22 protein-coding genes are annotated in these 25,372 nt (G+C 59.0%); 18 read left to right on the plus strand and 4 right to left on the minus strand.

Annotated features, from left to right (window positions below):
* The first annotated feature begins 59 nt into the window (after nt 1–59).
* Together truC and AC2CGI_RS23240 are read left to right on the plus strand one after the other, a co-directional pair.
* On the plus strand, nt 60–830 hold the full coding sequence (truC, locus tag AC2CGI_RS23235; protein ID WP_076741333.1) for a tRNA pseudouridine(65) synthase TruC: 771 nt from the start codon (nt 60–62) through the stop codon (nt 828–830).
* A 33-nt stretch (nt 831–863) separates the two neighbouring features.
* Entirely contained in the window at nt 864–1,316 is a 453-nt protein-coding gene (locus tag AC2CGI_RS23240) for a flavodoxin (protein ID WP_076741327.1), read from the plus strand.
* Nucleotides 1,317–1,373: 57 nt separating this feature from the next.
* On the opposite strand, the gene AC2CGI_RS23245 is transcribed toward AC2CGI_RS23240, so the two are convergent.
* The 4 genes from AC2CGI_RS23245 to map all read right to left on the minus strand — a co-directional run bounded on the left by AC2CGI_RS23245 (nt 1,374) and on the right by map (nt 6,282).
* The gene (locus AC2CGI_RS23245; protein WP_004931929.1) at nt 1,374–1,763 is read right to left on the minus strand and encodes a DUF3461 family protein; all 390 of its coding nucleotides are present in this window, start codon (nt 1,761–1,763) and stop codon (nt 1,374–1,376) included.
* Between the two features lie 129 nt (nt 1,764–1,892).
* Nucleotides 1,893–2,717 (minus strand): 2,3,4,5-tetrahydropyridine-2,6-dicarboxylate N-succinyltransferase, encoded by an 825-nt coding sequence (gene dapD / locus AC2CGI_RS23250; RefSeq protein WP_004931932.1) that lies wholly within the window; start codon nt 2,715–2,717, stop codon nt 1,893–1,895.
* A gap of 42 nt (nt 2,718–2,759) precedes the next feature.
* On the minus strand, nt 2,760–5,414 hold the full coding sequence (glnD, locus tag AC2CGI_RS23255; protein WP_076741329.1) for a bifunctional uridylyltransferase/uridylyl-removing protein GlnD: 2,655 nt from the start codon (nt 5,412–5,414) through the stop codon (nt 2,760–2,762).
* 73 nt (nt 5,415–5,487) lie between these two features.
* The gene (gene map / locus AC2CGI_RS23260; RefSeq protein ID WP_004931936.1) at nt 5,488–6,282 is read right to left on the minus strand and encodes a type I methionyl aminopeptidase; all 795 of its coding nucleotides are present in this window, start codon (nt 6,280–6,282) and stop codon (nt 5,488–5,490) included.
* 345 nt (nt 6,283–6,627) lie between these two features.
* On the opposite strand from map, the gene rpsB reads away from it, so the two are divergent.
* From rpsB to dnaE, 16 genes are all read left to right on the plus strand, one after another.
* Entirely contained in the window at nt 6,628–7,353 is a 726-nt protein-coding gene (gene rpsB / locus AC2CGI_RS23265) for a 30S ribosomal protein S2 (protein ID WP_004931937.1), read from the plus strand.
* 129 nt (nt 7,354–7,482) lie between these two features.
* Nucleotides 7,483–8,334 (plus strand): translation elongation factor Ts, encoded by an 852-nt coding sequence (gene tsf, locus AC2CGI_RS23270; protein ID WP_004931939.1) that lies wholly within the window; start codon nt 7,483–7,485, stop codon nt 8,332–8,334.
* A gap of 148 nt (nt 8,335–8,482) precedes the next feature.
* Entirely contained in the window at nt 8,483–9,208 is a 726-nt protein-coding gene (pyrH, locus tag AC2CGI_RS23275; protein WP_004931940.1) for a UMP kinase, read from the plus strand.
* A 118-nt stretch (nt 9,209–9,326) separates the two neighbouring features.
* Complete coding sequence (frr, locus tag AC2CGI_RS23280) at nt 9,327–9,884, plus strand: ribosome recycling factor (RefSeq protein ID WP_004931943.1); 558 nt, start codon at nt 9,327–9,329, stop codon at nt 9,882–9,884.
* A 157-nt stretch (nt 9,885–10,041) separates the two neighbouring features.
* Nucleotides 10,042–11,247: a 1-deoxy-D-xylulose-5-phosphate reductoisomerase gene (ispC, locus tag AC2CGI_RS23285; RefSeq protein WP_015378893.1), complete on the plus strand. Its 1,206-nt coding sequence runs from the start codon at nt 10,042–10,044 to the stop codon at nt 11,245–11,247.
* Between the two features lie 268 nt (nt 11,248–11,515).
* Nucleotides 11,516–12,274, plus strand: a complete 759-nt coding sequence (gene ispU, locus AC2CGI_RS23290) for a (2E,6E)-farnesyl-diphosphate-specific ditrans,polycis-undecaprenyl-diphosphate synthase (protein ID WP_021505651.1) — start codon at nt 11,516–11,518, stop codon at nt 12,272–12,274.
* Nucleotides 12,275–12,283: 9 nt separating this feature from the next.
* Entirely contained in the window at nt 12,284–13,126 is an 843-nt protein-coding gene (gene cdsA, locus AC2CGI_RS23295; RefSeq protein ID WP_004931949.1) for a phosphatidate cytidylyltransferase, read from the plus strand.
* Nucleotides 13,127–13,153: 27 nt separating this feature from the next.
* Nucleotides 13,154–14,509, plus strand: a complete 1,356-nt coding sequence (gene rseP, locus AC2CGI_RS23300; protein WP_004931952.1) for a sigma E protease regulator RseP — start codon at nt 13,154–13,156, stop codon at nt 14,507–14,509.
* A 35-nt stretch (nt 14,510–14,544) separates the two neighbouring features.
* Nucleotides 14,545–16,971 (plus strand): outer membrane protein assembly factor BamA, encoded by a 2,427-nt coding sequence (bamA, locus tag AC2CGI_RS23305; protein ID WP_004931955.1) that lies wholly within the window; start codon nt 14,545–14,547, stop codon nt 16,969–16,971.
* Nucleotides 16,972–17,127: 156 nt separating this feature from the next.
* Complete coding sequence (gene skp, locus AC2CGI_RS23310; RefSeq protein ID WP_004931958.1) at nt 17,128–17,625, plus strand: molecular chaperone Skp; 498 nt, start codon at nt 17,128–17,130, stop codon at nt 17,623–17,625.
* A 3-nt stretch (nt 17,626–17,628) separates the two neighbouring features.
* Complete coding sequence (gene lpxD / locus AC2CGI_RS23315; RefSeq protein WP_004931959.1) at nt 17,629–18,651, plus strand: UDP-3-O-(3-hydroxymyristoyl)glucosamine N-acyltransferase; 1,023 nt, start codon at nt 17,629–17,631, stop codon at nt 18,649–18,651.
* Nucleotides 18,652–18,811: 160 nt separating this feature from the next.
* Nucleotides 18,812–19,267: a 3-hydroxyacyl-ACP dehydratase FabZ gene (fabZ, locus tag AC2CGI_RS23320; RefSeq protein WP_004931962.1), complete on the plus strand. Its 456-nt coding sequence runs from the start codon at nt 18,812–18,814 to the stop codon at nt 19,265–19,267.
* 3 nt (nt 19,268–19,270) lie between these two features.
* Nucleotides 19,271–20,059, plus strand: a complete 789-nt coding sequence (gene lpxA / locus AC2CGI_RS23325) for an acyl-ACP--UDP-N-acetylglucosamine O-acyltransferase (RefSeq protein ID WP_004931964.1) — start codon at nt 19,271–19,273, stop codon at nt 20,057–20,059.
* 3 nt (nt 20,060–20,062) lie between these two features.
* Nucleotides 20,063–21,211, plus strand: coding sequence for a lipid-A-disaccharide synthase (lpxB, locus tag AC2CGI_RS23330; RefSeq protein WP_015378891.1), 1,149 nt, complete (start codon nt 20,063–20,065; stop codon nt 21,209–21,211).
* Nucleotides 21,208–21,801: a ribonuclease HII gene (gene rnhB / locus AC2CGI_RS23335; protein ID WP_015378890.1), complete on the plus strand. Its 594-nt coding sequence runs from the start codon at nt 21,208–21,210 to the stop codon at nt 21,799–21,801. The genes lpxB and rnhB overlap by 4 nt, the downstream gene beginning before the upstream one ends.
* 77 nt (nt 21,802–21,878) lie before the next feature.
* Nucleotides 21,879–25,367, plus strand: coding sequence for a DNA polymerase III subunit alpha (dnaE, locus tag AC2CGI_RS23340; RefSeq protein WP_004931970.1), 3,489 nt, complete (start codon nt 21,879–21,881; stop codon nt 25,365–25,367).
* Nucleotides 25,368–25,372 lie beyond the last annotated feature (5 nt).

Raw genomic sequence — 25,372 nt, forward strand, 5'->3', positions numbered from 1 at the left:
GTTGCGTGTCATGCCTGTTATACTCGCGCCCGAAACGGCTATTGACCTGGGAACGCGATGTGATTGAGATTTTGTATCAGGATGAACACCTGGTGGCGGTGAACAAACCGTCTGGCTGGTTGGTGCACCGCAGTTGGCTGGACCGTCATGAAACCCGTTTTATGATGCAGACGGTGCGCGATCAGCTCGGGAAGCACGTTTTTACCGTACACCGTCTCGATCGTCCGACCTCCGGCGTGCTGCTGATGGCGCTCTCCAGCGAGGTGGCGCGCCTGCTGTCGCAGCAGTTCGAACAACATCAGGTGCAGAAAACCTACCATGCGGTGGTGCGGGGTTACGTGCAGGAGGGGGCGACCCTCGACTACCCGCTGACGGCGGAACTGGACAAAATCGCCGATAAACATGCCGATGCCGACAAGGGGCCGCAGCCGGCGGTGACGCACTACCGGCCGTTGGCGCAGGTGGAGATGCCGGTTGCCGTCGGCCGCTACGACAGCGCGCGTTACAGCCTGGTGGAACTGCAGCCGGAAACCGGCCGCAAACATCAGCTGCGGCGCCATATGGCGCATCTTCGCCATCCGATCATCGGCGACAGCAAGCATGGCGATCTGCGGCAGAACCGCGGGATGGCGCAGCATTTCGGCTGCCCGCGCCTGATGCTGCACGCCAGCCATCTGCAGCTGACGCACCCGGTGACCGGCGAACCGCTGCAGGTGACGGCGCGCTGGGACGACGCCTGGCAAGGGGTGATGGCGCAGTTCGGCTGGGCGGGGCTATTCCCTGAACTTGCCGGGGTTGAGTTTAGCGCGGCTAACGGTCAGGATAGCTGACAATTTTTAAAGGTAATGAAGGGAGTAGGAGCCATGGCTCAGGTTGGTATCTTCGTGGGAACGGTCTACGGCAATTCGCTGCTGGTGGCGGAAGAGGCGCAAAACATCCTCAGCGAGCAGGGCCATGAGGTCAAACTGTTCGAAGAGGGCACGCTGGAGGCCTGGCAGTATTATCGTCAGCACTACGCGCTGGTGATCACCTCCACCACCGGGCAGGGCGATCTGCCGGACAGCATCGCGCCGCTGTTCCACGCTATCCGCGATCAGGTTGGCTATCAGCCGGAGCTGCGCTATGGGCTGATCGCCCTGGGCGACAGCAGCTATGACCACTTCTGCGGCGCCGGGCGCGCGTTCGACGCGCTGCTGCAGGAGCAGGGCGCCACCCGCGTTGGCGAAGTGCTGGAGATCGATGCGATGGAACAGCCGGAGCCGGAAGTGGCCGCCTGCCCGTGGGTCGAGCAGTGGGGCACGCTGCTGCAATCGTAAAGTAAAAAGGCGCCGCAAAAGGGCGCCTTGGCGATGATGCGGGTCAACCGATCCGCATTATTTGCCGCGGGTGAGTTTTTCCAGATCGGCTTCGATCTCGGCAATCTTGTGCGACACCACGCCTTCGAGATGGCGCAGGTCGTCGAGGATTTTACGCTTCAGATCCACTTCCACCTGATCGCGCTGGCACAGCTGATCCAGCTCGTCGATTACATAACGCAGGTTCGGGTTGATCTCGTGAATTTCCTTGTAGCCCTGGCCGGCGTTGTCCGCCACCACGGTTTTACGCTGGCGCGGGTACTTGAATTTCACGCTCTTGGCGAAGAACTCGCCCTTGTCCTTGCGGAAATAGATCTTGAGGATGTCGTTGTTGGCCTCTTGACGCAGGCTATAGCGATCGACGTCTTCCGGTTGATTGATGCCCAAACTCTTCAAGTTATCGTACATACTGCGCCCTCTTTAGATGTGATCGTTATATTCCACGACTGCGATTATGGCGGAAAGCGAGATCTGCGACTGTGACTGCCAGCGAAACGCAGACAAAAAAATAGCGGGTGAATCACCCGCTATTTCAATTTAGTCGATAGTGCGTAATAACTCATTAATGCCGACTTTACCGCGCGTTTTGGCGTCGACCTTCTTGACGATCACCGCGCAGTACAGGCTGTAAGAACCGTCTTTCGACGGCAGGTTGCCGGAAACCACCACCGAACCCGCCGGCACGCGGCCGTAATGGATTTCGCCGGTTTCGCGATCATAGATGCGGGTGCTCTGGCCGAGGTATACGCCCATCGAAATCACCGAGCCTTCTTCCACGATCACGCCTTCCACCACTTCGGAACGCGCGCCGATGAAGCAGTTGTCTTCGATGATGGTCGGGTTGGCCTGCAGCGGCTCCAGCACGCCGCCGATGCCGACGCCGCCGGACAGGTGAACGTTTTTGCCGATCTGCGCGCAAGAGCCGACGGTGGCCCAGGTGTCGACCATGGTGCCTTCGTCGACGTAGGCGCCGATGTTAACGTAAGACGGCATCAGCACGGTGTTGCGAGCGATGAACGCGCCCTGGCGCACGGTGGCCGGCGGCACGACGCGGAAGCCTTCCTTCTGGAAGCGCGCTTCGTCGTAGTCGGCGAATTTCATCGGCACTTTGTCGTAGTAGCGGGTTTCCGCGCCGTCCATCACCTTATTGTCGTTGATGCGGAAAGAGAGCAGCACGGCTTTCTTCAGCCACTGATGGGTGACCCATTGACCGTCGATCTTCTCGGCGACGCGCAGGGCGCCGCTGTCCAGCAGGCCGATCACCTGGTTTACCGCTTCGCGCGTTACGGTGTCTACGTTCGCCGGGGTGATGTCCGCACGGCGTTCGAAGGCGCTTTCAATAACGTTCTGTAATTGCTGCATGCTGTTCTCTTTCCTGATGTTGTCGGTAAAAAGTTACTTGTATCACATTTTATCGTTTGGGGTGAGGGCCTCTGTCAACCGTTGCTCCAACTTTCTGCGCGTTTCTTGGTCGAGCGCGCGCCGCTCGCCGTCGGCCAGGATGAACAAATCCTCGACCCGCTCGCCAATGGTGGAAATGCGCGCGCCGTGCAGCGACAGCCCCAGATCGGCGAACACTTCGCCCACCCGCGCCAGCAGGCCGGGTTGATCGAGCGCGGTCAGCTCCAGGTAGCTGCGGCGATCGGTGTGGGTCGGCAGGAAGGTGACCTCGGTCGGCACGCTGAAGTGGCGCAGCTTGGATGACGGCCGGCGTACGCGCGGCGGCTGGTACTCCCGCTGGGTGATGGCCTGCAGCAGCGCCTGGCGGATCGCCGCGTGGCGATCCTGCGCCAGCGGGCTGCCGTCCGGCTCCAGCACGATAAAGGTGTCCATCGCCATACCGTCGCGGTTGGTGAAGATCTGCGCGTCGTGCACGCTCAGGTTGCGGCGATCCATCTCTCCGGCGACGGCGGCGAACAGGTAAGGGCGATCCGGGCTCCAGATGAAGATCTCGGTGCCGCCGCGCGTCGCCTGGCGGCTGACCAGCACCAGCGGCTGGGTGGAGTCGTGGGCCAGCAGGTGGCGGGCGTGCCAGGCCAGCTGATTCGGCGAGTGGCGCAGGAAGTAATCGGCGCGGCAGCGGCTCCAGATGCGGTGCAGCGCCTCTTCGTCGATGTTGTCCATGCGCAGCAGCGCCAGCGCCTGCAGGCGATGGTGGCGCACCCGTTCGCGCAGGTCAGGGCTGTTTTGCATGCCGCGGCGCAGCTGTTTTTCGGTGGCGAAATACAGCTCGCGCAACAGGCTCTGTTTCCAGCTGTTCCACAGGGTTTCGTTGGTGGCGCAGATATCCGCCACCGTCAGGCACACCAGATAGCGCAGGCGGGTTTCGCTCTGCACTTCGCTGCTGAACTGCTGGATCACCGTCGGGTCCTGGATATCGCGGCGCTGCGCGGTGACCGACATCAGCAGGTGGCAGCGCACCAGCCAGGCCACCAGCTGGGTTTCTCGCGAGTTGAGGCCGTGCAGTTCGGCGAACTCCACCACGTCTTCCGCGCCGAGGATCGAGTGATCGCCGCCGCGCCCTTTGGCGATATCGTGGAACAAGGCCGCCAGCAGCAGCAGTTCCGGGTGTGGCAGGCGCGGGTACAGCTCCACGCACAGCGGATGGCGCGGCCGGGTTTCAGGCTCGGCGAAGCTCTCCAGCTTCTGCAGCACGCGGATAGTGTGTTCGTCGACGGTATAGGCGTGGAACAGATCGAACTGCATCTGCCCGACGATCTTGCCCCACTGCGGCATATAGGCCCACAGCACGCTGTGACGGTGCATCGGCACCAGCGCGCGCGACACCGCGCCGGGGTGGCGCAGGATGGCCATAAACAGATCGCGCGCTTCCGGGATGGTGCACAGCGGCTGTTTCAGGTGGCGGCGCGCGTGGCGCAGCTGGCGCACGGTGGTGGAGTAAATGCCTTTGATCTCGCGGTTGCGCACCATCAGGTAGAACATGCGCATGATGGCTTGCGGCTCGCGGATGAACAGCGTTTCATCGCGCAGATCGATCAGATCGCCGCGCAGCTGGAAATCGTCGTTCAGCGGGCGCGGCTTTTCGGTGGCGTCCAGCGCCAGGATGGCTTCGTCGAACAGCTGCAGCAGCATGTGGTTCAGCTCGCTGACGCGCCGCGTCATGCGGTAGAAGTCTTTCATCATGCGCTCGACCGGCTCGTTGCCTTCGCCTTCATAGCGCAGCAGCTGCGCGACGCTGAGCTGACGATCGAACAACAGACGGTTGTCGTAACGCGGCAGCACCAGATGCAGCGCGAAACGGATGCGCCACAGGAAGCTCTGGCATTCGTTCAGCTCGTTGCGCTCGGCCTGGGTGAGGAAACCGAAGCCGACCATTTCGTCCAGCGAGGTGGCGCCGAAGTGGCGACGCGCCACCCACAGCAGCGTGTGGATGTCACGCAGGCCACCGGGGCTGCTTTTGATATCCGGTTCCAGGTTATAGCTGGTGCCGTGGTAGCGCTGATGACGCTCCTGTTGCTCGCTGATCTTGGCGTGGAAGAACTGCGGCGAAGGCCAAAAGCCGTCGCTGAAGATATGTTTTTGCATCTGCAGGAACAGCGCAACGTCGCCGCAGATCATGCGCGATTCGATCAGGTTGGTGGCCACGGTCAGATCCGCCAGCCCTTCCAGCAGACACTCTTCCAGGGTGCGCACGCTGTGGCCCACTTCCAGTTTGAGATCCCACAGCAGGGTGATGAATTCGCCGACCCGCTGCGACTGTTGCTCCGTCAGCCGGCGCTGGCTGAGCACCAGCACGTCGATATCCGACAGCGGATGCAGCTCGCCGCGGCCGTAGCCGCCGACCGCCACCAGCGCGGTTTCCGGGATATCTTCAAAGCCGTAGAACGTCCACAGCCGGCGCAGCAGGCGATCGATGAAGTCGCTGCGCGCCGCCACCAGGCTTTCGGCGCTGGATCCGGCGTTGAACGCCGCCGCCAGCCACAGCTGGAACTGCTCCAGCCGCTGTTTCAGCAGCGAGCAGGTGAGCTCGTCGTCGCCGTAGACGCTGGGAGAGGCGGGCGGCATCGGCACGGCCGGTTGAAGGAGATTGTCAGACATAGTGCGCAGCCCATAAAAAAGGCCGGCATAAGCCGGCCTGGTGACATTCTGCACGCGGCGTGCGCCGCAGTGCTTACATCTCGTGCGTAATGATGTTGGGGATGGTGTCATCCTTGCGCAACGTCATTATCTCGCAGCCGTTATCAGTGACCACAATAGTATGCTCATACTGCGCCGACAAGCTGCGATCTTTGGTTTTTACCGTCCAGCCGTCTTTCATGGTGCGGATGCGGTAGTCGCCGGCGTTGACCATCGGTTCGATGGTGAAGGCCATGCCCGCCTGCAGCACCACGCCGCCGTCGTCCGCGTCATAGTGCAGCACCTGCGGCTCTTCATGGAACACTTCGCCGATGCCGTGGCCGCAGTACTCGCGCACCACGGAGAATTTCTCGGCCTCGACGAATTGCTGGATGGCCTTGCCCAGGGTGCGCAGACGGATGCCCGGTTTGACCATCTTCAGCGCCAGATACAGGCTTTCCTGAGTGACGCGGCACAGGCGCTCGCCCAGAATGGTCGGTTTGCCGACGATGAACATCTTCGAGGTGTCGCCGTGGAAACCGTCTTTAATCACGGTCACGTCGATGTTGACGATGTCGCCGTCTTTCAGCGTTTTGTCGTCGCTCGGGATGCCGTGGCACACCACTTCGTTCACCGAGATGCACACGGATTTCGGGAAGCCGTGGTAGCCGAGGCAGGCGGAGATGGCCTGCTGCTCGTTGGTGATGTACTCGTGACAGATACGGTCCAGTTCGCCGGTGGTCACGCCAGGTTTGACGTGCGGCTCGATGATCTCCAGCACTTCGGCGGCCAGGCGGCCGGCCACGCGCATTTTTTGGATGTCATCAGGTGTTTTAATTGAGATTGCCATGAAATTCGTCCGCAGGTGTCGTTATCGTCGACAATAAGAAGCAGTGACTTATGGTATCAGCACGGCCGGGGGCTGCCAAATTTCATTTCCTGACGCCCGGCGAAACGCAACAAAAGTTGGTGTCAGCGGCGGGTTTATGGTATAAAGCGCGCCGGCGATCCGCGACTTGGTTCTTGTGACCTGGCGGGAATCGGCCGAAAATACTTTAACTGCACTCATTTTGTGTAAATAACACACACGTATCGGCACATCCGCCGGGGTGCCCTGAGGTGACTTGTCGCCGCCAGGGTCGGCGTTATGGGATACGTGGAGGCATAACCCCAATTAATCTATAGAGGTTTAATCATGGCAACTGTTTCCATGCGCGACATGCTCAAGGCTGGTGTTCACTTTGGTCACCAGACCCGTTACTGGAATCCGAAAATGAAGCCTTTCATCTTCGGCGCTCGTAACAAGGTTCACATCATCAACCTGGAGCAGACCGTACCAATGTTCAACGCCGCTCTGGCTGAACTGACCAAGATCTCTTCCCGTAAAGGCAAGATCCTGTTCGTTGGTACCAAGCGCGCAGCAAGCGAAGCGGTAAAAGACGCTGCGAACAGCTGTGACCAGTTCTTCGTGAACCACCGCTGGTTGGGCGGTATGCTGACTAACTGGAAAACCGTTCGTCAGTCCATCAAGCGTTTGAAAGATCTGGAAATCCAGTCTCAAGACGGCACCCTGGACAAGCTGACCAAGAAAGAAGCGCTGATGCGCACTCGTGAACTGGCCAAGCTGGAAAACTCCCTGGGCGGTATCAAAGATATGGGCGGTCTGCCAGACGCACTGTTCGTTATCGATGCCGATCACGAGCACATCGCGATCAAAGAAGCCAACAACCTGGGTATCCCGGTATTCTCTATCGTTGATACCAACTCCAACCCAGACGGCGTTGACTTCATCATCCCTGGTAACGACGACGCAATCCGTGCAGTAAACCTGTACCTGACTGCTGTTGCTGCCGCTGTGCGTGAAGGTCGTTCTCAAGATCTGGCCGTTCAGGCGGAAGAAGGCTTCGTAGAAGCTGAATAATAAGGCAAGCTCGTCACTGAGCCCTTATTAACCAGGTATTGACATATGTTGGTTAGGGGGGCCTGTTAAGGCCCCCTTTGCTTATCTGAATGAGAACTGTCTCCACGCGAGATAACCGAGGAAAAAGAAATGGCTGATATTACCGCTGCCCTGGTAAAAGAACTGCGCGAGCGTACCGGCGCTGGCATGATGGATTGCAAGAAGGCGCTGGTTGAATCCAACGGCGACATCGAACTGGCAATCGAAAACATGCGTAAGTCCGGTGCGATCAAAGCCGCTAAAAAAGCAGGCAACGTGGCTGCTGACGGCGTGATCAAAACCAAGATCGAAGGCAACTACGGCATCATTCTGGAAGTTAACTGCCAGACTGACTTCGTAGCAAAAGACGCCGGTTTCCAGGCGTTCGCCGACAAAGTGCTGGATGCCGCTATGGCTGGCAAAATCACTGACGTTGACGTGCTGAAAGCACAGTTCGAAGAAGAGCGCGTAGCGCTGGTGGCAAAAATCGGCGAAAACATCAACATTCGTCGCGTTGCTTCCCTGGAAGGCGAAGTGCTGGGCAGCTACCTGCACGGCGCGCGTATCGGCGTTCTGGTTGCGGCTAAAGGCGCTGACGAAGAGCTGGTTAAGCAAATCGCAATGCACGTTGCGGCGAGCAAGCCAGAATTCGTGAAGCCAGAAGACGTGTCTGCTGAAGTGGTAGAAAAAGAGTACCAGGTTCAGCTGGACATCGCCATGCAGTCCGGCAAGCCGAAAGAAATCGCAGAGAAAATGGTTGAAGGCCGCATGAAGAAATTCACCGGCGAAGTTTCTCTGACCGGTCAGCCTTTCGTTATGGATCCGAGCAAATCCGTTGCTCAGGTGCTGAAAGAGCACAACGCTGACGTGACCAACTTCATTCGCTTCGAAGTGGGCGAAGGCATCGAGAAAGTCGAAACCGACTTCGCTGCTGAAGTTGCCGCGATGAGCAAACAGTCTTAATGACTGTCGATGGAACCGCCGTCTGGCGGTTCCATACTATCCAGCCAGAATTACACCGGTGGCAAGCCCTGCAGCGTGATACTCACCTCAGGCGCGTTTCATCGGCTGAAATCCCCAATACTAATACTGCTTCTTAGGACAGAACACCATGGCAACCAATGCAAAACCCGTATATCAGCGTATTCTGCTTAAACTGAGTGGCGAAGCCCTGCAAGGTGCAGAAGGTTTTGGTATCGACGCCAGCGTTTTGGATCGCATGGCTCAGGAAGTGAAAGAGCTGGTCGAACTGGGAATTCAGGTCGGTGTAGTTATTGGCGGCGGGAACCTGTTCCGCGGCGCGGGCCTGGCGCAAGCCGGCATGAACCGCGTAGTGGGCGACCACATGGGAATGCTGGCTACCGTGATGAACGGCCTGGCTATGCGTGATGCACTGCACCGTGCCTATGTGAACGCCCGCCTGATGTCGGCGATCCCGCTGAACGGCGTGTGTGACAATTACAGCTGGGCAGAGGCGATCAGCCTGCTGCGCAACAACCGCGTGGTGATCTTCTCCGCCGGTACCGGCAACCCGTTCTTCACCACCGATTCCGCTGCTTGCCTGCGCGGCATTGAGATCGAAGCGGACGTGGTGCTGAAAGCCACCAAAGTGGATGGCGTCTACTCCGCCGATCCGGTGAAAAACCCGGATGCGACGCTGTATGAACAATTAACCTATCAGGACGTGCTGGAGCGCGAGCTGAAAGTGATGGATCTGGCGGCGTTTACGCTGGCTCGCGATCACGGTCTGCCGATCCGCGTGTTCAACATGAACAAGCCTGGCGCGCTGCGCCGCGTGGTGATGGGTGAGAACGAAGGTACGCTGATCAGCAAATAAGGCTGTTCACACCCCTTTTCGGAGCGCGTGACGCCAGGCGCCGCGCGCTCTCCGAGTACGATTACGGGCTATACTTGAGTATCGCCTGCCAAGTAACCAGCTTCCAAGGGTTTGCAACGTGACTAATGAAATCAGAAAAGATGCTGATTCACGCATGGAAAAAAGCGTAGAAGCATTCAAAAACCAAATCAGCAAGATCCGCACCGGCCGCGCTTCGCCAAGCATTCTGGACGGCATCATGGTGGAATACTACGGCGCCGCTACCCCGCTGCGTCAGCTGGCCAACGTGACCGTGGAAGACTCCCGCACGCTGAAAATCAACGTGTTCGACCGCAGCCTGAGCCAGGCCGTTGAGAAAGCGATCATGAGCTCCGATTTGGGCCTTAACCCGTCTTCCGCCGGTTCTGACATTCGCGTTCCGCTGCCTCCGCTGACCGAAGAACGCCGTAAGGATCTGATCAAGATCGTACGCGGTGAAGCCGAGCAGGGCCGCGTAGCGGTGCGTAACGTGCGTCGCGACGCCAACGACAAGGTCAAGGCGCTGCTGAAAGACAAAGAGATCAGCGAAGACGAAGAACGTCGTTCACAAGACGAGATTCAGAAAATGACCGACGCTTACATCAAGCTGGTCGACGCCGCGTTGGCGGAGAAAGAAAAAGAGCTGATGGATTTCTAATCAGCATCGCGCAGAAAAAAAGCGTCGCCTGGGCGGCGCTTTGTTTTTTGTGGCGCAGATCCCGTTTCATCGTACTGAAAGATCATGGACAAGCGCTGTCCAAGGTTCCACACTGGAGCACCTCCGATCTCATCAGACAGTTATTCAGAGTGAACTCATGAAGCAACTGACCATTCTTGGCTCGACCGGCTCGGTAGGGACCAGCACCCTGGCCGTGGTCAGGGCGAATCCCGAGCGTTTTGCGATCAAAGCGTTGGTGGCCGGCCGCAACGTCGCGGTTATGGCGCAGCAATGCATCGAATTCCGGCCCGCCTTCGCCGCGATGGCGGATGAAAGCGCCGCCCGCGAGCTGCGCGCCATTCTGGCGGAAAACGGCGTCGCTACCGAGGTATTGGCCGGGGAGCAAGCGGCCTGCGAACTGGCGGCTTTGGACGACGTCGATCAAGTGACGGCGGCCATCGTTGGCGCTGCGGGGCTGTTGCCGACGCTGGCGGCGATCCGCGCAGGTAAGCAGGTGCTGCTGGCCAACAAAGAGTCGCTGGTCACCTGCGGCCGCCTGTTTATGGACGCGGTGCGGCAAAGCCAGGCGCAACTGCTGCCGCTCGACAGCGAGCACAACGCGATTTTTCAGAGTTTGCCTGAGAGTATTCAGCGCCAGTTGGGATACTCTTCACTGGACAGTCATGGTGTTTCGCGCATCGTACTTACCGGCTCCGGCGGCCCGTTCCGCACCACGCCGCTGGAACAGTTCGCCGCGATGACGCCGGATCAAGCCTGCGCCCACCCGAACTGGTCGATGGGCCGCAAGATCTCGGTGGACTCCGCCACCATGATGAACAAAGGTCTGGAATACATTGAGGCCCGCTGGCTGTTTAACGCCTCGGCCGAGCAAATGGAAGTGATCCTGCACCCGCAGTCGGTGATTCACTCGATGGTGCGCTATGCCGACGGCAGCGTGCTGGCGCAGTTGGGGACGCCGGATATGCGCACGCCGATCGCCCATGCGATGGCGTATCCGCAGCGCGTGAACTCCGGCGTGGAAGCGCTGGACTTCTGCCGCATCGGTTCGCTGACCTTCGCTGAACCGGAACGCGAACGTTATCCTTGCCTGTATTTGGCGATCGAAGCGTTCGAGGCCGGCCAGGCGGCGACCACCGCGCTGAACGCGGCCAATGAAATCGCCGTGGCGGCATTTTTGCAGCAGCAGATTCGCTTTACCGACATTGCGGCGGTCAATCGCCAGGTGGTGGAGCGTCTCGCGCTGCAGGAACCGACCAGCATCGAAGCGGTCTTAGACATTGACCGCCAGGCGCGCGCCGCCGCCGAGGAACGCGTTCGCACGTTGTGCGGCCGATCACGGTGATTATCCGATTTTGCTCGTAATTCGCGCGTGCCGCCGCGGGGCCGTTTGTTCATGCCCCGCTGAGGTGGTATAGTCTGCGCCACCTGTCAGCGGTTATACCGTTGAATTATGGCTCGATTGGCGCCTTGTGCGCCAATGGCGACCCGGCTGCGTCGGGTATCGCGTGGGCAGGCTGAAAGCCGTGTCGGGCACACGGCTTTTTTTGCGCGTAAGGGTCTGATGTTCCGGAAAGGCAGTTATATTTCTATTGAGGAAATAAGTACGAGTTATGTCGTCCGCAAACCAACAAGAGGCTAATCCATCTTCCCCGGGGCCGCGCCATGTCGCCATTATCATGGACGGTAACGGACGCTGGGCCAAACGTCAGGGCAAGTTACGTGTCTTCGGTCATAAAGCAGGGGTGAAATCGGTTCGCCGCGCGGTCAGTTTTGCCGCCAGCCACCATTTAGATGCACTCACGCTTTATGCCTTCAGCAGCGAAAACTGGAACCGTCCGGTGCAGGAAGTTTCTGCCCTGATGGAGCTTTTTGTCCGCGCTTTGGATAGTGAAGTAAAAAGCCTGCATAAACATAACGTCAGGCTGCGGGTGATCGGCGATATTAGCCGGTTCAGCGCGCGTTTGCAGGAGCGGATCCGCCGCTCTGAAGCACTGACGGAAAATAACGATGGCCTGACGCTCAATATCGCTGCCAACTACGGCGGCCGTTGGGATATCATTCAGGGAGTAAGGGAACTGGCCGAGCAGGTTCGGGGCGGGGGGTTGCACCCGGATCAGATCAGCGAGGAATTATTGAGCGAACGGGTTTGCATGAGCGACCTGGCGCCGGTGGATCTGGTTATCCGCACCGGTGGCGAGCATCGCATCAGTAACTTCCTGCTGTGGCAAATCGCCTATGCTGAACTTTACTTTACTGATGTGCTCTGGCCTGATTTCGATGAACTTGTCTTTGAAGGTGCGCTGAATGCATTTGCACAACGTGAGCGCCGCTTCGGGGGAACAACACCTATCGGCGCCGATGCGTCCTAGGGAGAACTTTTGCTGAAGTATCGCCTCATAACTGCTCTGATTTTAATCCCGATCGTTATCGCGGCGCTGTTCCTGTTGCCGCCGCTGGCCTTTGCTCTGGTAACGCTCGTCGTGTGCATGTTAGCAGCCTGGGAGTGGGGCCAACTGGCCGGTTTTACCTCCCGTTCGCAGCGCATCTGGCTGGCGATACTGTGCGGTTTTCTGCTGGCGCTGATGATGCTCAGCGTTCCCGCCTACCATCAATCCGTGCCGCAGGTAAGCGGCTCGCTGTGGCTGTCGCTGGCCTGGTGGCTGGCGGCGCTGCTGCTGGTGCTGTTTTACCCCGGCTCGGCCGCCATCTGGCGCAATTCGCGCCCGCTGCGCCTGCTGTTCGGCCTGCTGACCATCGTGCCGTTTTTTTGGGGCATGCTGGCGCTGCGCCAGTTCGGCTATGAGCAAAACCCGTTTACCGGCGCCTGGTGGCTGCTGTACGTGATGCTGCTGGTGTGGGGCGCGGATTCCGGCGCCTATATGTTCGGCAAGCTGTTCGGCAAGCATAAGCTGGCGCCGAAGGTCTCGCCGGGTAAAACCTGGGAAGGGTTGATCGGCGGGCTGCTGACATCGGCGGTCATTTCCTGGCTGTTCGGCCGCTACGCGCCGCTGAACGTGGTGCCGACCACGCTGTTGGCCTGTTCGGTGATCGCCGCGCTGGCTTCGGTGCTGGGCGATTTGACCGAAAGCATGTTCAAACGCGAAGCGGGCATCAAGGACAGCGGTCATTTGATTCCCGGCCACGGCGGCATACTGGACCGTATCGACAGCCTGACCGCGGCGGTGCCGGTGTTTGCCTGCCTGATGCTGTTGGTGTTTTAATCCGTCAATGACGGAAAGTGAGGGATGATGGTCAGCGTGCTTTGGAACCTGGTGGCGTTTCTGATTGCGCTCGGTATTTTGATTACCGTGCACGAGTTCGGACACTTTTGGGTTGCCCGTCGTTGCGGCGTGCGCGTTGAACGCTTCTCCATCGGCTTCGGCCGGGCGCTGTGGCGCCGCACCGATCGCCAGGGCACCGAGTACGTCATCGCTTTGATTCCGCTCGGTGGCTACGTGAAGATGCTGGACGAGCGCGTGGAGTCGGTGGCGCCGGAAATGCGCCATCAGGCCTTCAACAACAAAACCGTCTGGCAGCGCGCGGCCATCATCAGCGCCGGCCCCATCGCCAACTTCCTGTTTGCTATCCTTGCCTATTGGTTGGTGTTCATCATCGGCGTGCCGAGTTTCCGCCCGGTGATCGGCGAAATCGCGCCGCAATCCATCGCCGCCAAGGCCGAAATTTCGTCTGGCATGGAACTAAAGTCGGTTGACGGCATCGAAACGCCTGATTGGGAGTCAGTTCGTCTGGCGCTGGTGGCGAAGATTGGCGATGCGCAAACCGAAGTCGGCGTAGCGCCGTTCGGCTCTTCGCAGGTGGTGACCAAAACCCTGGACTTGCGCCAGTGGAACTTTGAACCGGACAAGCAGGATCCCGTTGTCGCGCTGGGCATTATGCCGCGCGGCCCGCAGATCGAATCCGTGTTGGCGGAAGTGCAGCCTAACTCGGCGGCGCAAAAGGCGGGTTTACAAGCGGGGGACAGGATCGTTAAAGTCGATGGTCAGCCGTTGGGTCGTTGGCAGACGCTGGTGAAGCGTATCCACGATGGCCCGGGGCAACCGCTGGCTTTGGAGATTGAAAGAAACGGCGCCCCCTTGTCTTTGACGCTGATACCGGATACAAAGCCGGTGGGAAAAGACAAATCGGTGGGGTTTGCAGGCATCATTCCAAAAGTGCTGCCGCTGCCGGACGAGTATAAAACGATTCGCCAGTATGGACCGTTCCCGGCGCTGTATCAGGCCGGCGACAAGACCTGGCAGCTGATGCGGCTGACGGTCAACATGCTGGGCAAATTAATAACCGGTGATGTAAAGCTGAACAACCTGAGTGGCCCGATCTCGATTGCACAGGGAGCTGGGGCGTCAGCCGGAGTCGGGTTCGTGTATTATCTGATGTTCCTGGCGTTGATTAGCGTCAACCTGGGTATCATCAACCTGTTCCCATTACCGGTGTTAGATGGTGGGCATCTCCTCTTCCTGGCGATAGAAAAGCTGAAGGGGGGGCCGGTTTCCGAGCGAGTACAGGACTACAGCTACCGCATAGGTTCGATCGTGCTGGTGTTGTTGATGGGTCTTGCACTTTTCAATGATTTTTCCCGCCTCTAGGGGCGGGGATAGGTTAGGAAGAACGCATAACAACGATGGCGATGAAAAAGTTGCTCATAGCGTCGCTGCTGTTTGGCAGCGCCACCGTATACGGTGCAGACGGGTTCGTAGTGAAAGACATTCATTTCGAAGGCCTGCAGCGAGTCGCCGTCGGTGCGGCGTTACTCAACATGCCGGTTCGCGTCGGCGATACCGTCACTGACGATGACATCAGTAATACCATCCGTGCCTTGTTTGCCACCGGCAACTTCGAGGACGTGCGCGTGCTGCGCGATGGTAATACCTTGATCGTGCAGGTGAAGGAACGTCCTACCATCGCCAGCATCACTTTCTCCGGCAACAAGTCGGTGAAGGATGACATGCTCAAGCAGAACCTGGAAGCCTCCGGCGTCCGGGTGGGCGAGGCGCTCGACCGCACCACGATCTCCAGCATTGAAAAAGGGCTGGAAGACTTCTACTACAGCGTCGGTAAATACAGCGCCTCGGTGAAAGCCGTAGTCACGCCGTTGCCGCGCAACCGTGTCGACCTGAAGCTGGTGTTCACGGAAGGGGTCTCCGCCAAGATTCAACAAATCAACATCGTCGGCAACCATGCCTTCACCAACGACGAACTGATCTCACGCTTCCAACTGCGTGACGAAGTGCCATGGTGGAACCTGGTCGGCGATCGCAAATACCAGAAGCAAAAACTGGCGGGCGATCTCGAAACCCTGCGCAGCTTCTATCTGGATCGCGGCTATGCCCGCTTCAACATCGATTCTACCCAGGTGAGCCTGACGCCGGATAAAAAAGGCATCTACATCACCATCAACATCACCGAAGGCGAGCAGTACAAGCTTTCCGATGTTGTCGTGAACGGCAATCTGGCCGGCCACTCGGCGGAAGTCGCTCAGATCACCAAAATCGAGCCAGGCGAGCTGTACAACGGCAGCAAGGTGACCAAAATGGAAGACAACATCAAAACGATGTTGGGCCGTTATGGTTACGCCTACCCGCGCGTCGGCACTCAGCCTGAGATCAACGACGCGGATAAAACCGTCAAACTGCACGTCAACGTTGACGCGGGCAACCGCTTCTACGTGCGTCGCATCAAGTTCGAAGGCAACGACACCAGCAAGGATTCCGTACTGCGTCGCGAAATGCGCCAGATGGAAGGCGCCTGGCTCGGCAACGAGCAGGTCGAGCAGGGCAAAGAGCGTCTGAACCGTCTGGGCTACTTCGAAACGGTTGACGTGGAAACCCAGCGCGTGCCGGGCACCGCCGATCAGGTCGATGTGACCTACAAGGTGAAAGAACGCAACACCGGTACCTTCAACTTCGGCGTCGGTTACGGCACCGAGAGCGGCGTCAGCTTCCAGGCGGGCGTGCAGCAGGATAACTGGTTGGGTACCGGGTACTCGGTCGGCATCAGCGGCACCAAGAACGACTATCAGACCTATACCGAACTGTCGGTCACCAACCCGTACTTCACCGTTGACGGTGTGAGCCTGGGCGGCCGCATCTTCTACAACGACTTTAAGGCGGATGACGCGGATCTGTCGGACTATACCAACAAGAGTTACGGTATCGACGGCACGCTGGGCTTCCCGATCAACGAAAACAACTCGTTGCGTACCGGCCTGGGCTACGTCCACAACGGCCTGTCGAACATGCAGCCGCAGATCGCCATGTGGCGTTACCTCGACTCGATGGGCGTGGATGCGAACAAAACCGACCGCGCCAGCTACTCGACCGACGACTTTACGCTGAACCTGGGCTGGACCTACAACAACCTGGACCGCGGCTACTTCCCGACCTCGGGTAACCGCACCACGTTGAACGGTAAGGTCACCATTCCGGGCTCGGACAACGAATACTACAAGGTGACGCTGGACAGCGTACAGTACGTGCCGATCAACGACGATCGCACCTGGGTGCTGTTGGGCCGTGGCCGTCTGGGTTACGCGGATGGGTTGGGCGGCAAGGAAATGCCGTTCTACGAGAACTTCTACGCCGGTGGTTCGAGCACCGTGCGCGGCTTCCAGTCCAACACCATTGGTCCGAAGGCGGTGTACTACAACTCCAACTCGTACCAGTGTCAGTTCAACGCCGGCAGCACGACCTCGCGTCAGAGCATCTGTAGCTCGGATGACGCGGTGGGCGGTAACGCCATGGCGGTCGCCAGCCTGGAGCTGATCACCCCGACGCCGTTCATCAGCGAGAAATACGCCAACTCGGTGCGGACCTCGCTGTTCATCGATGCCGGTACCGTGTGGGATACCAAGTGGAAGAATACCGACGAAACGCTGATGTACGGCGTGCCGGACTACAGCAAGGCCAGCAATATTCGTTCTTCCGCCGGTATCGCGCTGCAGTGGATGTCGCCATTGGGGCCATTGGTGTTCTCTTACGCCAACCCGATCAAGAAATACGAAGGCGACAAGTCCGAACAGTTCCAGTTTAACATCGGTAAGACCTGGTAACGGGTCTCGCCTCTGGGCATAACAGTTATTAAGAATCGCAATGGCCAGGCGCCCGCCGGCAGAGGGAGATGATTCTCATTGTTTGGTGGGACAAGTCTGGCAAATTGTGTACTTCAGTGTCATATGACACAAATGGGTGATGGTAAGGAGTTTATAGTGAAAAAGTGGTTGTGTGCCGCAGGCCTCGGTTTAGCAATGGCTGCTTCAGCTGGCGTTCAGGCAGCAGATAAGATCGCTGTCGTTAACGTCTCCAGCATTTTCCAACAGCTGCCGGCCCGCGAAGCGGTCGCTAAACAGCTGGAAAACGAGTTTAAAGGCCGTGCAAGCGAACTCCAGAACATGGAACGTAGCCTGCAGACCAAAATGCAACGTCTGCAGCGTGACGGCGCTACCATGAAAGCCAGCGACCGCAGCAAGTTGGAAAAAGACGTGATGGCGCAACGCGAGCAGTTCTCTCAGAAAGCCCAGGCTTTCGAGCAGGACAACCGCCGTCGCCAGATGGAAGAACGTAACAAGATCCTGAGCCGTATTCAGGACGCGGTGAAATCTGTCGCCAGCAAAGGCGGTTATGACGTGGTGATCGACGCCAACGCCGTTGCCTATGCAGACTCTTCCAAAGATATCACTGCTGACGTGCTGAAACAGGTTAAATAACACATGCTTTCAATTCGACTGGCTGATTTAGCGCAGCAGTTGGATGCACAATTGCACGGTGATGGCGATCTCGTCATCACCGGCATTGCTTCTATGCATTCGGCACAGCCTGGCCAAATCACGTTTTTGTCAAACAGCCGCTATCAAGAGCAGCTGTCTTCCTGCCAGGCAAGCGCCGTGGTGCTTACCGAAGCGGATTTACCACACTGCCGTGCTGCGGCGCTGGTGGTTAAAAACCCTTATCTGACCTACGCGCGCATGGCGCAACTGATGGACACTACGCCGGCACCGGCGCAGGATATCGCGCCAAGCGCGGTGATCTCGCCTGAAGCGCAGCTGGGGCAGAACGTCGCCATTGGGGCAAACGCGGTGATTGAGTCGGGTGCGGTGCTTGGCGATAACGTGGTTATCGGTCCGGGCTGCTTCATCGGCAAACACGCACGCATCGGCGCGGGAACGCGTCTGTGGGCGAATGTCACAATTTATCATGCGGTTGAAATCGGCCAGCGCTGCCTGATCCAGTCCGGCACCGTGATTGGCGCGGACGGTTTCGGCTATGCGAACGAGCGCGGCGAGTGGATCAAAATCCCTCAGTTGGGCACGGTGATTATCGGCGATCGCGTCGAAATCGGCGCTTGCACCACCATTGACCGCGGCGCTTTGGATAACACCCAAATCGGGAATGGTGTTATCATCGACAACCAATGTCAGATTGCACATAACGTCGTGATTGGCGACAATACCGCCGTCGCCGGCGGTGTGATCATGGCCGGCAGCCTGAAAATCGGCCGCTACTGCCAGATCGGCGGTGCCAGCGTGATCAACGGTCACATGGAGATTGCCGACAAGGTTGTTGTTACCGGAATGGGAATGGTTATGCGACCAATCACCGAACCTGGGGTATACTCTTCGGGCATTCCGTTGCAGCCTAACAAGGTTTGGCGTAAAACCGCTGCGTTGGTGATGAATATCGATGAGATCAGCAAACGCTTGAAAGCTGTCGAACGTAAAGTCGGAAAAGACTAATCATTGCCGCCCGCCCTGGCGGGTACAAAACGAAACGCGTTGGTCGTGAGACCAAAAGCGCAAAGAGATGTTAATTTGCGGCCTGCATGATGATCTCCTTTTGGGGTCAGCGCAGGCCGTGTTGTTGATGCCATCAGTTTTTAGAGACAGGAAGAGTATTTTGACTACTGACACTCATACTCTGGATATTGCAGAAATTTTGGATCTGCTTCCTCACCGTTACCCGTTCTTGCTGGTCGACCGCGTCCTCGAGTTTGAAGAGCACAAATATCTGCGTGCGGTGAAGAACGTATCGGTGAATGAACCGTTTTTCCAGGGCCATTTCCCTGGCAAACCGATTTTCCCAGGCGTATTGATCCTGGAAGCCATGGCGCAGGCCACCGGTATTCTGGCGTTTAAAAGCGTCGGCAAACTGGAGCCGGGCGAGCTGTATTACTTCGCCGGTATCGACGAAGCACGTTTCAAGCGCCCTGTGGTGCCAGGCGATCAGATGGTCATGGAAGTCACCTTCGAGAAAACTCGCCGCGGTCTGACTCGCTTCAAAGGCGTGGCGACCGTTGACGGTAAAATTGTCTGCGAAGCAACCATGATGTGTGCCCGCAGCCGGGAGGCTTAATCCGTGATTGACCAAACCGCCTTTATCCATCCTAGCGCGATAGTCGAAGAAGGCGCCGTGATCGGCGCCAACGTGCATATCGGCCCTTTCTGCTACGTCGGCTCCCAGGTGGAAATCGGCGCCGGCACGGTGCTGAAATCCCACGTGGTGGTGAACGGCATTACCAAGATTGGCTGCGATAATCAGATTTATCAGTTCGCCTCTATCGGCGAAGTGAATCAGGATCTGAAATACGCGGGCGAACCGACGCGCGTTGAAGTGGGCGATCGCAACCGCATCCGCGAAAGCGTGACCATTCATCGCGGCACCGCGCAGGGTACCGGCCTGACTAAAGTGGGCAACGACAACCTGCTGATGGTCAACGTGCACGTCGCCCACGATTGCGTGGTCGGCAATGCTTGCGTGCTGGCCAACAACGCCACGCTGGCGGGGCATGTGGAAATCGACGATCACGCCATCATCGGCGGCATGACGGCGATCCACCAGTTCTGCATTATCGGCGCGCATGTGATGGTAGGCGGTTGTTCCGGTGTCGCTCAGGACGTGCCTCCTTTCGTCATCGCTCAGGGCAACCACGCTACGCCGTTCGGCGTCAACGCGGTCGGCCTGAAGCGCCGCGGTTTTGACAAGGATGAAATGCAGGCAATCCGCAACGCCTACAAAATCCTGTATCGCAGCGAGAAAACGCTGGATGAAGCGAAAGCGGAAATCGAAGCCCTGGCCAAAGAACAGCCGGTGGTGCAGCAATACCTCGATTTCTTCACCCGTTCCACCCGTGGCATCATTCGCTGAGTTATGTCGAATCGTCCATTGACTATCGGACTGGTCGCCGGAGAAACCTCCGGTGACATTCTCGGCGCCGGCTTGATCCGTGCGCTCAAGGCGCAGATCCCCGGCGCGCGTTTCGTAGGCGTCGCCGGCCCGCTGATGCAGGCCGAAGGCTGCGAAGCCTGGTACGAAATGGAAGAGCTGGCGGTCATGGGCGTGGTGGAAGTGCTCGAGCGTTTGCCACGCCTGTTGAAGATCCGCAAGGATCTTACCCGCCGCTTCGGTGAGCTGCGGCCGGACGTGTTTGTCGGCATCGACGCGCCGGACTTCAACATCACGCTGGAAGGCCGCCTCAAGCAGCGCGGCATTCGCACCATCCACTACGTCAGCCCTTCCGTGTGGGCCTGGCGACAAAAGCGCGTTTTCAAAATAGGCAAAGCCACCGATTTGGTGCTGGCCTTTCTCCCTTTCGAAAAAGCGTTTTACGATCGTTTCAACGTCCCCTGCCGGTTTATTGGCCACACTATGGCGGACGCCATGCCGTTGCAGCCCGACCGGCTGGCGGCGCGCGCTCAGCTTGGCATCGCTCCGCAGGCGCGCTGTCTGGCCTTGCTGCCGGGCAGCCGCGGCGCCGAAGTCGAGATGCTGAGCGCCGATTTCCTCAAAACCGCGCAGCTGCTGCGCACCCGTTATCCCGAGCTGGAAGTGGTGGTGCCGCTGGTCAACGCCAAACGGCGCGAGCAGTTTGAGCGCATCAAGGCCGAGGTTGCACCGGATTTGACCGTACACCTGCTGAACGGGCAGGGGCGCGAAGCGATGATCGCCAGCGACGCGGCGCTGCTGGCATCCGGTACGGCGGCGCTGGAGTGCATGCTGGCCAAGTGCCCGATGGTGGTGGGCTATCGCATGAAGCCGTTCACTTTCTGGTTGGCGCAGAAGCTGGTAAAAACGCCTTACGTTTCGCTGCCGAATCTGCTGGCGGGGCGCGAGATCGTCACCGAGCTGTTGCAGCATGACTGCGTGCCGGACAAACTGGCCGCCGCCGTGATGCCGCTGCTGGAAGAGAGCCCGGAAACCGACGCGCTGAAACAGACTTTCCTTACCTTGCACCAAAGCATCCGTTGCGGTGCGGACGAACAGGCCGCTCAGGCTGTGTTGGAGCTGGCGAAAGCATGATTGAACCCTTTATCTATCCCGCTGCCACGCTGATTGCCGGTGTGGACGAAGTGGGCCGCGGCCCGTTGGTCGGCGCGGTGGTCACCGCCGCCGTGATCCTCGATCCGGCGCAGCCGATCGTCGGTCTGGCGGACTCCAAGAAACTCAGTGAAAAACGCCGCCTGGCGCTGTATGACGAAATCGTCGCCAAGGCGCTCTCCTGGAGCCTGGGGCGCGCCGAACCGGCGGAAATCGACCAACTGAACATTTTGCACGCCACCATGTTGGCGATGCAGCGCGCGGTGGCCGGGTTGCATATCGCGCCGGACATGGTTTTAATCGACGGTAACCGTTGCCCGAGCTTGCCGATGCGTTCGCAGGCGGTGGTGAAGGGCGACAGCCGCGTGGCGGAGATCAGCGCGGCGTCCATTCTGGCGAAGGTCACGCGCGATCGCGAAATGGCCGAGCTGGACAGCGAGTACCCGGACTACGGTTTCGCGCAGCATAAAGGCTACCCGACCGCCTTCCACCTGGAGCGGCTGGCCGCGCTGGGCGCCACCGAGCATCATCGCCGCAGTTTCGCGCCGGTGAAAAGAGCGCTGGCGCTGTAGTCTGCGAGCCTGACCGGCTCGACGATAGCATTAACCCGGGCTCAGCCTGCTGAGCCCCTTCAATCAGGTATCTGGAGATGGCCGAACCTCGTTTTATTCACCTGCGCGTCCACAGTGACTACTCCATGATTGATGGATTGGCCAAGACGGCGCCGCTGGTGAAAAGAGCCGCCGCGTTAGCCATGCCTGCACTGGCAATCACCGATTTCACCAACCTGTGCGGGCTGGTGAAATTCTACGGCAGCGCGCACGGCGCCGGGATCAAACCGATCATCGGCGCGGATTTCCATGTGCAAAGCGAAGAGCTGGGCGATGAACTGGCTCAGTTGACGGTGCTGGCCAGCAACAACGAAGGCTACCAGAACCTGACGCTGCTGATTTCTCGCGCCTATCAGCGCGGCTACGGCGCCGCCGGCCCGACTATCGATCGCGACTGGCTGATTGAACATCGCGAAGGGCTGATCCTGCTCTCCGGTGCGCGTCAGGGCGACGTCGGCAAGTTTCTGCTGCGCGGCAACCAGGCGCAGGTGGATCAGTGTCTGGATTTCTACCAGCAGCATTTCCCGGACTGTTACTATCTGGAACTGATCCGCACCGGCCGTCAGGACGAAGAGAACTACCTGCATGCGGCGGTGGCGCTGGCCACTGAGCGCGGCTTGCCGGTGGTGGCCACCAACGACGTGCGCTTCCTGGTGGAAGATGACTTCGACGCTCATGAGATTCGCGTCGCCATTCACGACGGCTTTACGCTGGACGACCCTAAGCGGCCGCGCAACTACAGCCCGCAACAGTACATGCGCAGCGAAGACGAGATGTGCGAACTGTTCGCCGACATCCCGGAAGCGCTGCTGAACAGCGTCGAAATCGCCAAGCGCTGCAACGTCACCATTCGCCTCGGCGAATACTTCCTGCCGCAGTTCCCGACCGGCGATATGAGCACCGAGGACTTCCTGGTGCTCAAATCGAAAGAGGGGCTGGAAGAGCGTCTGGAGTTCCTGTTCCCCGATCCTGAAGTGCGCGCGCAGCGCCGCCCGGAATATGACGAGCGTCTGGACGTAGAGCTGAAGGTGATCAACCAGATGGGCTTCCCCGGCTACTTCCTGATCGTGATGGAGTTTATCCAGTGGTCGAAGGACAACAACGTGCCGGTGGGCCCGGGGCGCGGCTCCGGCGCCGGTTCGCTGGTGGCCTATGCGTTGAAAATCACCGACCTCGATCCGCTGGAGTTCGATCTGCTGTTCGAACGCTTCCTGAACCCGGAACGTGTCTCAATGCCCGACTTTGACGTCGACTTCTGCATGGAGAAGCGTGACCAGGTGATCGAGCACGTGGCGGAGATGTACGGCCGCGAAGCGGTATCGCAGATCATCACCTTCGGCACCATGGCGGCGAAAGCGGTTATCCGCGACGTGGGCCGCGTGCTGGGGCACCCGTACGGCTTCGTCGATCGCATCTCCAAGCTGGTGCCGCCGGATCCGGGCATGACGCTGGAGAAAGCCTTCGCCGCCGAACCGCAGCTGCCGGAAATTTACGAGGCCGACGAAGAGGTCAAGGCGCTGATCGACATGGCGCGCAAGCTGGAAGGGGTAACGCGCAACGCCGGTAAACACGCCGGGGGCGTGGTGATCGCGCCGACCAAGATCACCGACTTCGCGCCGCTGTACTGCGATGCCGAAGGGAACCACCCGGTGACACAGTTCGACAAGAACGACGTGGAATACGCCGGGCTGGTGAAGTTCGACTTCCTCGGTCTGCGCACCCTGACCATCATCGACTGGGCGCTGGAGATGATCAACGCCCGGCGCGCCAAGACCGGGCTGGAACCGATCGACATCGCCGCCATCCCGCTCGACGACAAGAAAAGTTTCGACATGCTGCAGCGCTCGGAAACCACGGCGGTGTTCCAGCTTGAATCGCGCGGCATGAAAGATTTGATCAAACGTCTGAAGCCCGACTGCTTCGAAGACATGATCGCACTGGTGGCGCTGTTCCGTCCGGGGCCGCTGCAGTCGGGCATGGTGGATAACTTCATCGACCGCAAACACGGCCGTGAAGAGATCTCCTACCCGGACATTCAGTGGCAGCACGAGTCGCTCAAGCCGGTGCTGGAGCCGACCTACGGCATCATCCTGTATCAGGAACAGGTGATGCAGATTGCCCAGGTGCTGGCCGGCTACACGCTGGGCGGCGCGGACATGCTGCGCCGTGCGATGGGTAAAAAGAACCCGGTCGAAATGGCCAAGCAGCGCGGCGGCTTTGAAGACGGCGCCAAAGCGCGCGGCATCGACGGCGAACTGTCGGTGAAAATCTTCGACCTGGTGGAGAAATTCGCCGGTTATGGCTTCAACAAATCGCACTCCGCCGCCTATGCGCTGGTGTCGTACCAGACGCTGTGGCTGAAGGCCCACTACCCGGCCGAGTTTATGGCGGCGGTGATGACCGCCGATATGGACAACACCGACAAAGTGGTGGGGCTGGTGGACGAATGCTGGCGCATGGGGCTGAAGATCCTGCCGCCGGACATCAACAGCGGCCTGTATCACTTCCACGTCAACGACGACGGCGAGATCGTGTACGGCATCGGCGCCATCAAGGGCGTAGGGGAAGGGCCAATCGAGGCGATTATCGAGGCGCGCAACAGCGGCGAACAAGGTTACTTCAAAGACCTGTTCGATCTCTGCGCGCGCTCCGACATCAAGAAACTGAACCGCCGCATTCTGGAAAAACTGATCATGTCCGGGGCGTTCGATCGCCTTGGGCCGCACCGCGCCGCGCTGATGAATTCGCTCGGCGACGCGTTGAAAGCGGCGGATCAGCATGCGAAAGCCGAAGCTATCGGCCAGGTGGATATGTTTGGCGTGCTGGCGGAAGCGCCGGAGCAGGTAGAGCAATCCTACGCCAATATCGCGCCCTGGCCGGAGCAGGTGGTGCTGGACGGTGAACGGGAGACGCTGGGGCTGTACCTGACCGGCCACCCGATCACCCAGTACCTGAAGGAGATCGAACGTTACGCCGGTGGCCAGCGTTTGAAAGACATGCACCCGACGGATCGGGGCAAAATGACTACCGCCGTCGGGTTGGTGGTCGCCGCGCGGGTGATGGTGACCAAGCGCGGCAACCGCATCGGCATCTGCACGCTGGATGACCGTTCGGGCCGTCTGGAAGTGATGTTATTCACCGAAGCGTTAGAAAAATACCAGCATTTGTTGGAAAAAGACCGTATCCTTATCGCCAGTGGACAGGTCAGCTTTGATGACTTTAGCGGCGGGCTTAAAATGATGGCCCGCGAGGTAATGGACATCAGTGAAGCCCGGGAAAAATACGCTCGCGGGCTTGCTATCTCGCTGACTGACAGGCAAATTGATGACCAGCTTTTGAACCGTCTCCGTCAGTCGTTGGAACCCCATCGATCGGGGACGATTCCAGTGCATCTCTACTATCAACGGGAAGATGCGCGAGCCAAGCTGCGTTTTGGCGCAACCTGGCGCGTGACGCCCACCGACCGCTTGTTGATCGACTTGCGGACGTTGGTAGGCAATGAGCAGGTGGACTTGGAATTTGACTAAAATAG

It is taken from the genome of Serratia sp. LSHTC3 (assembly GCF_057197125.1).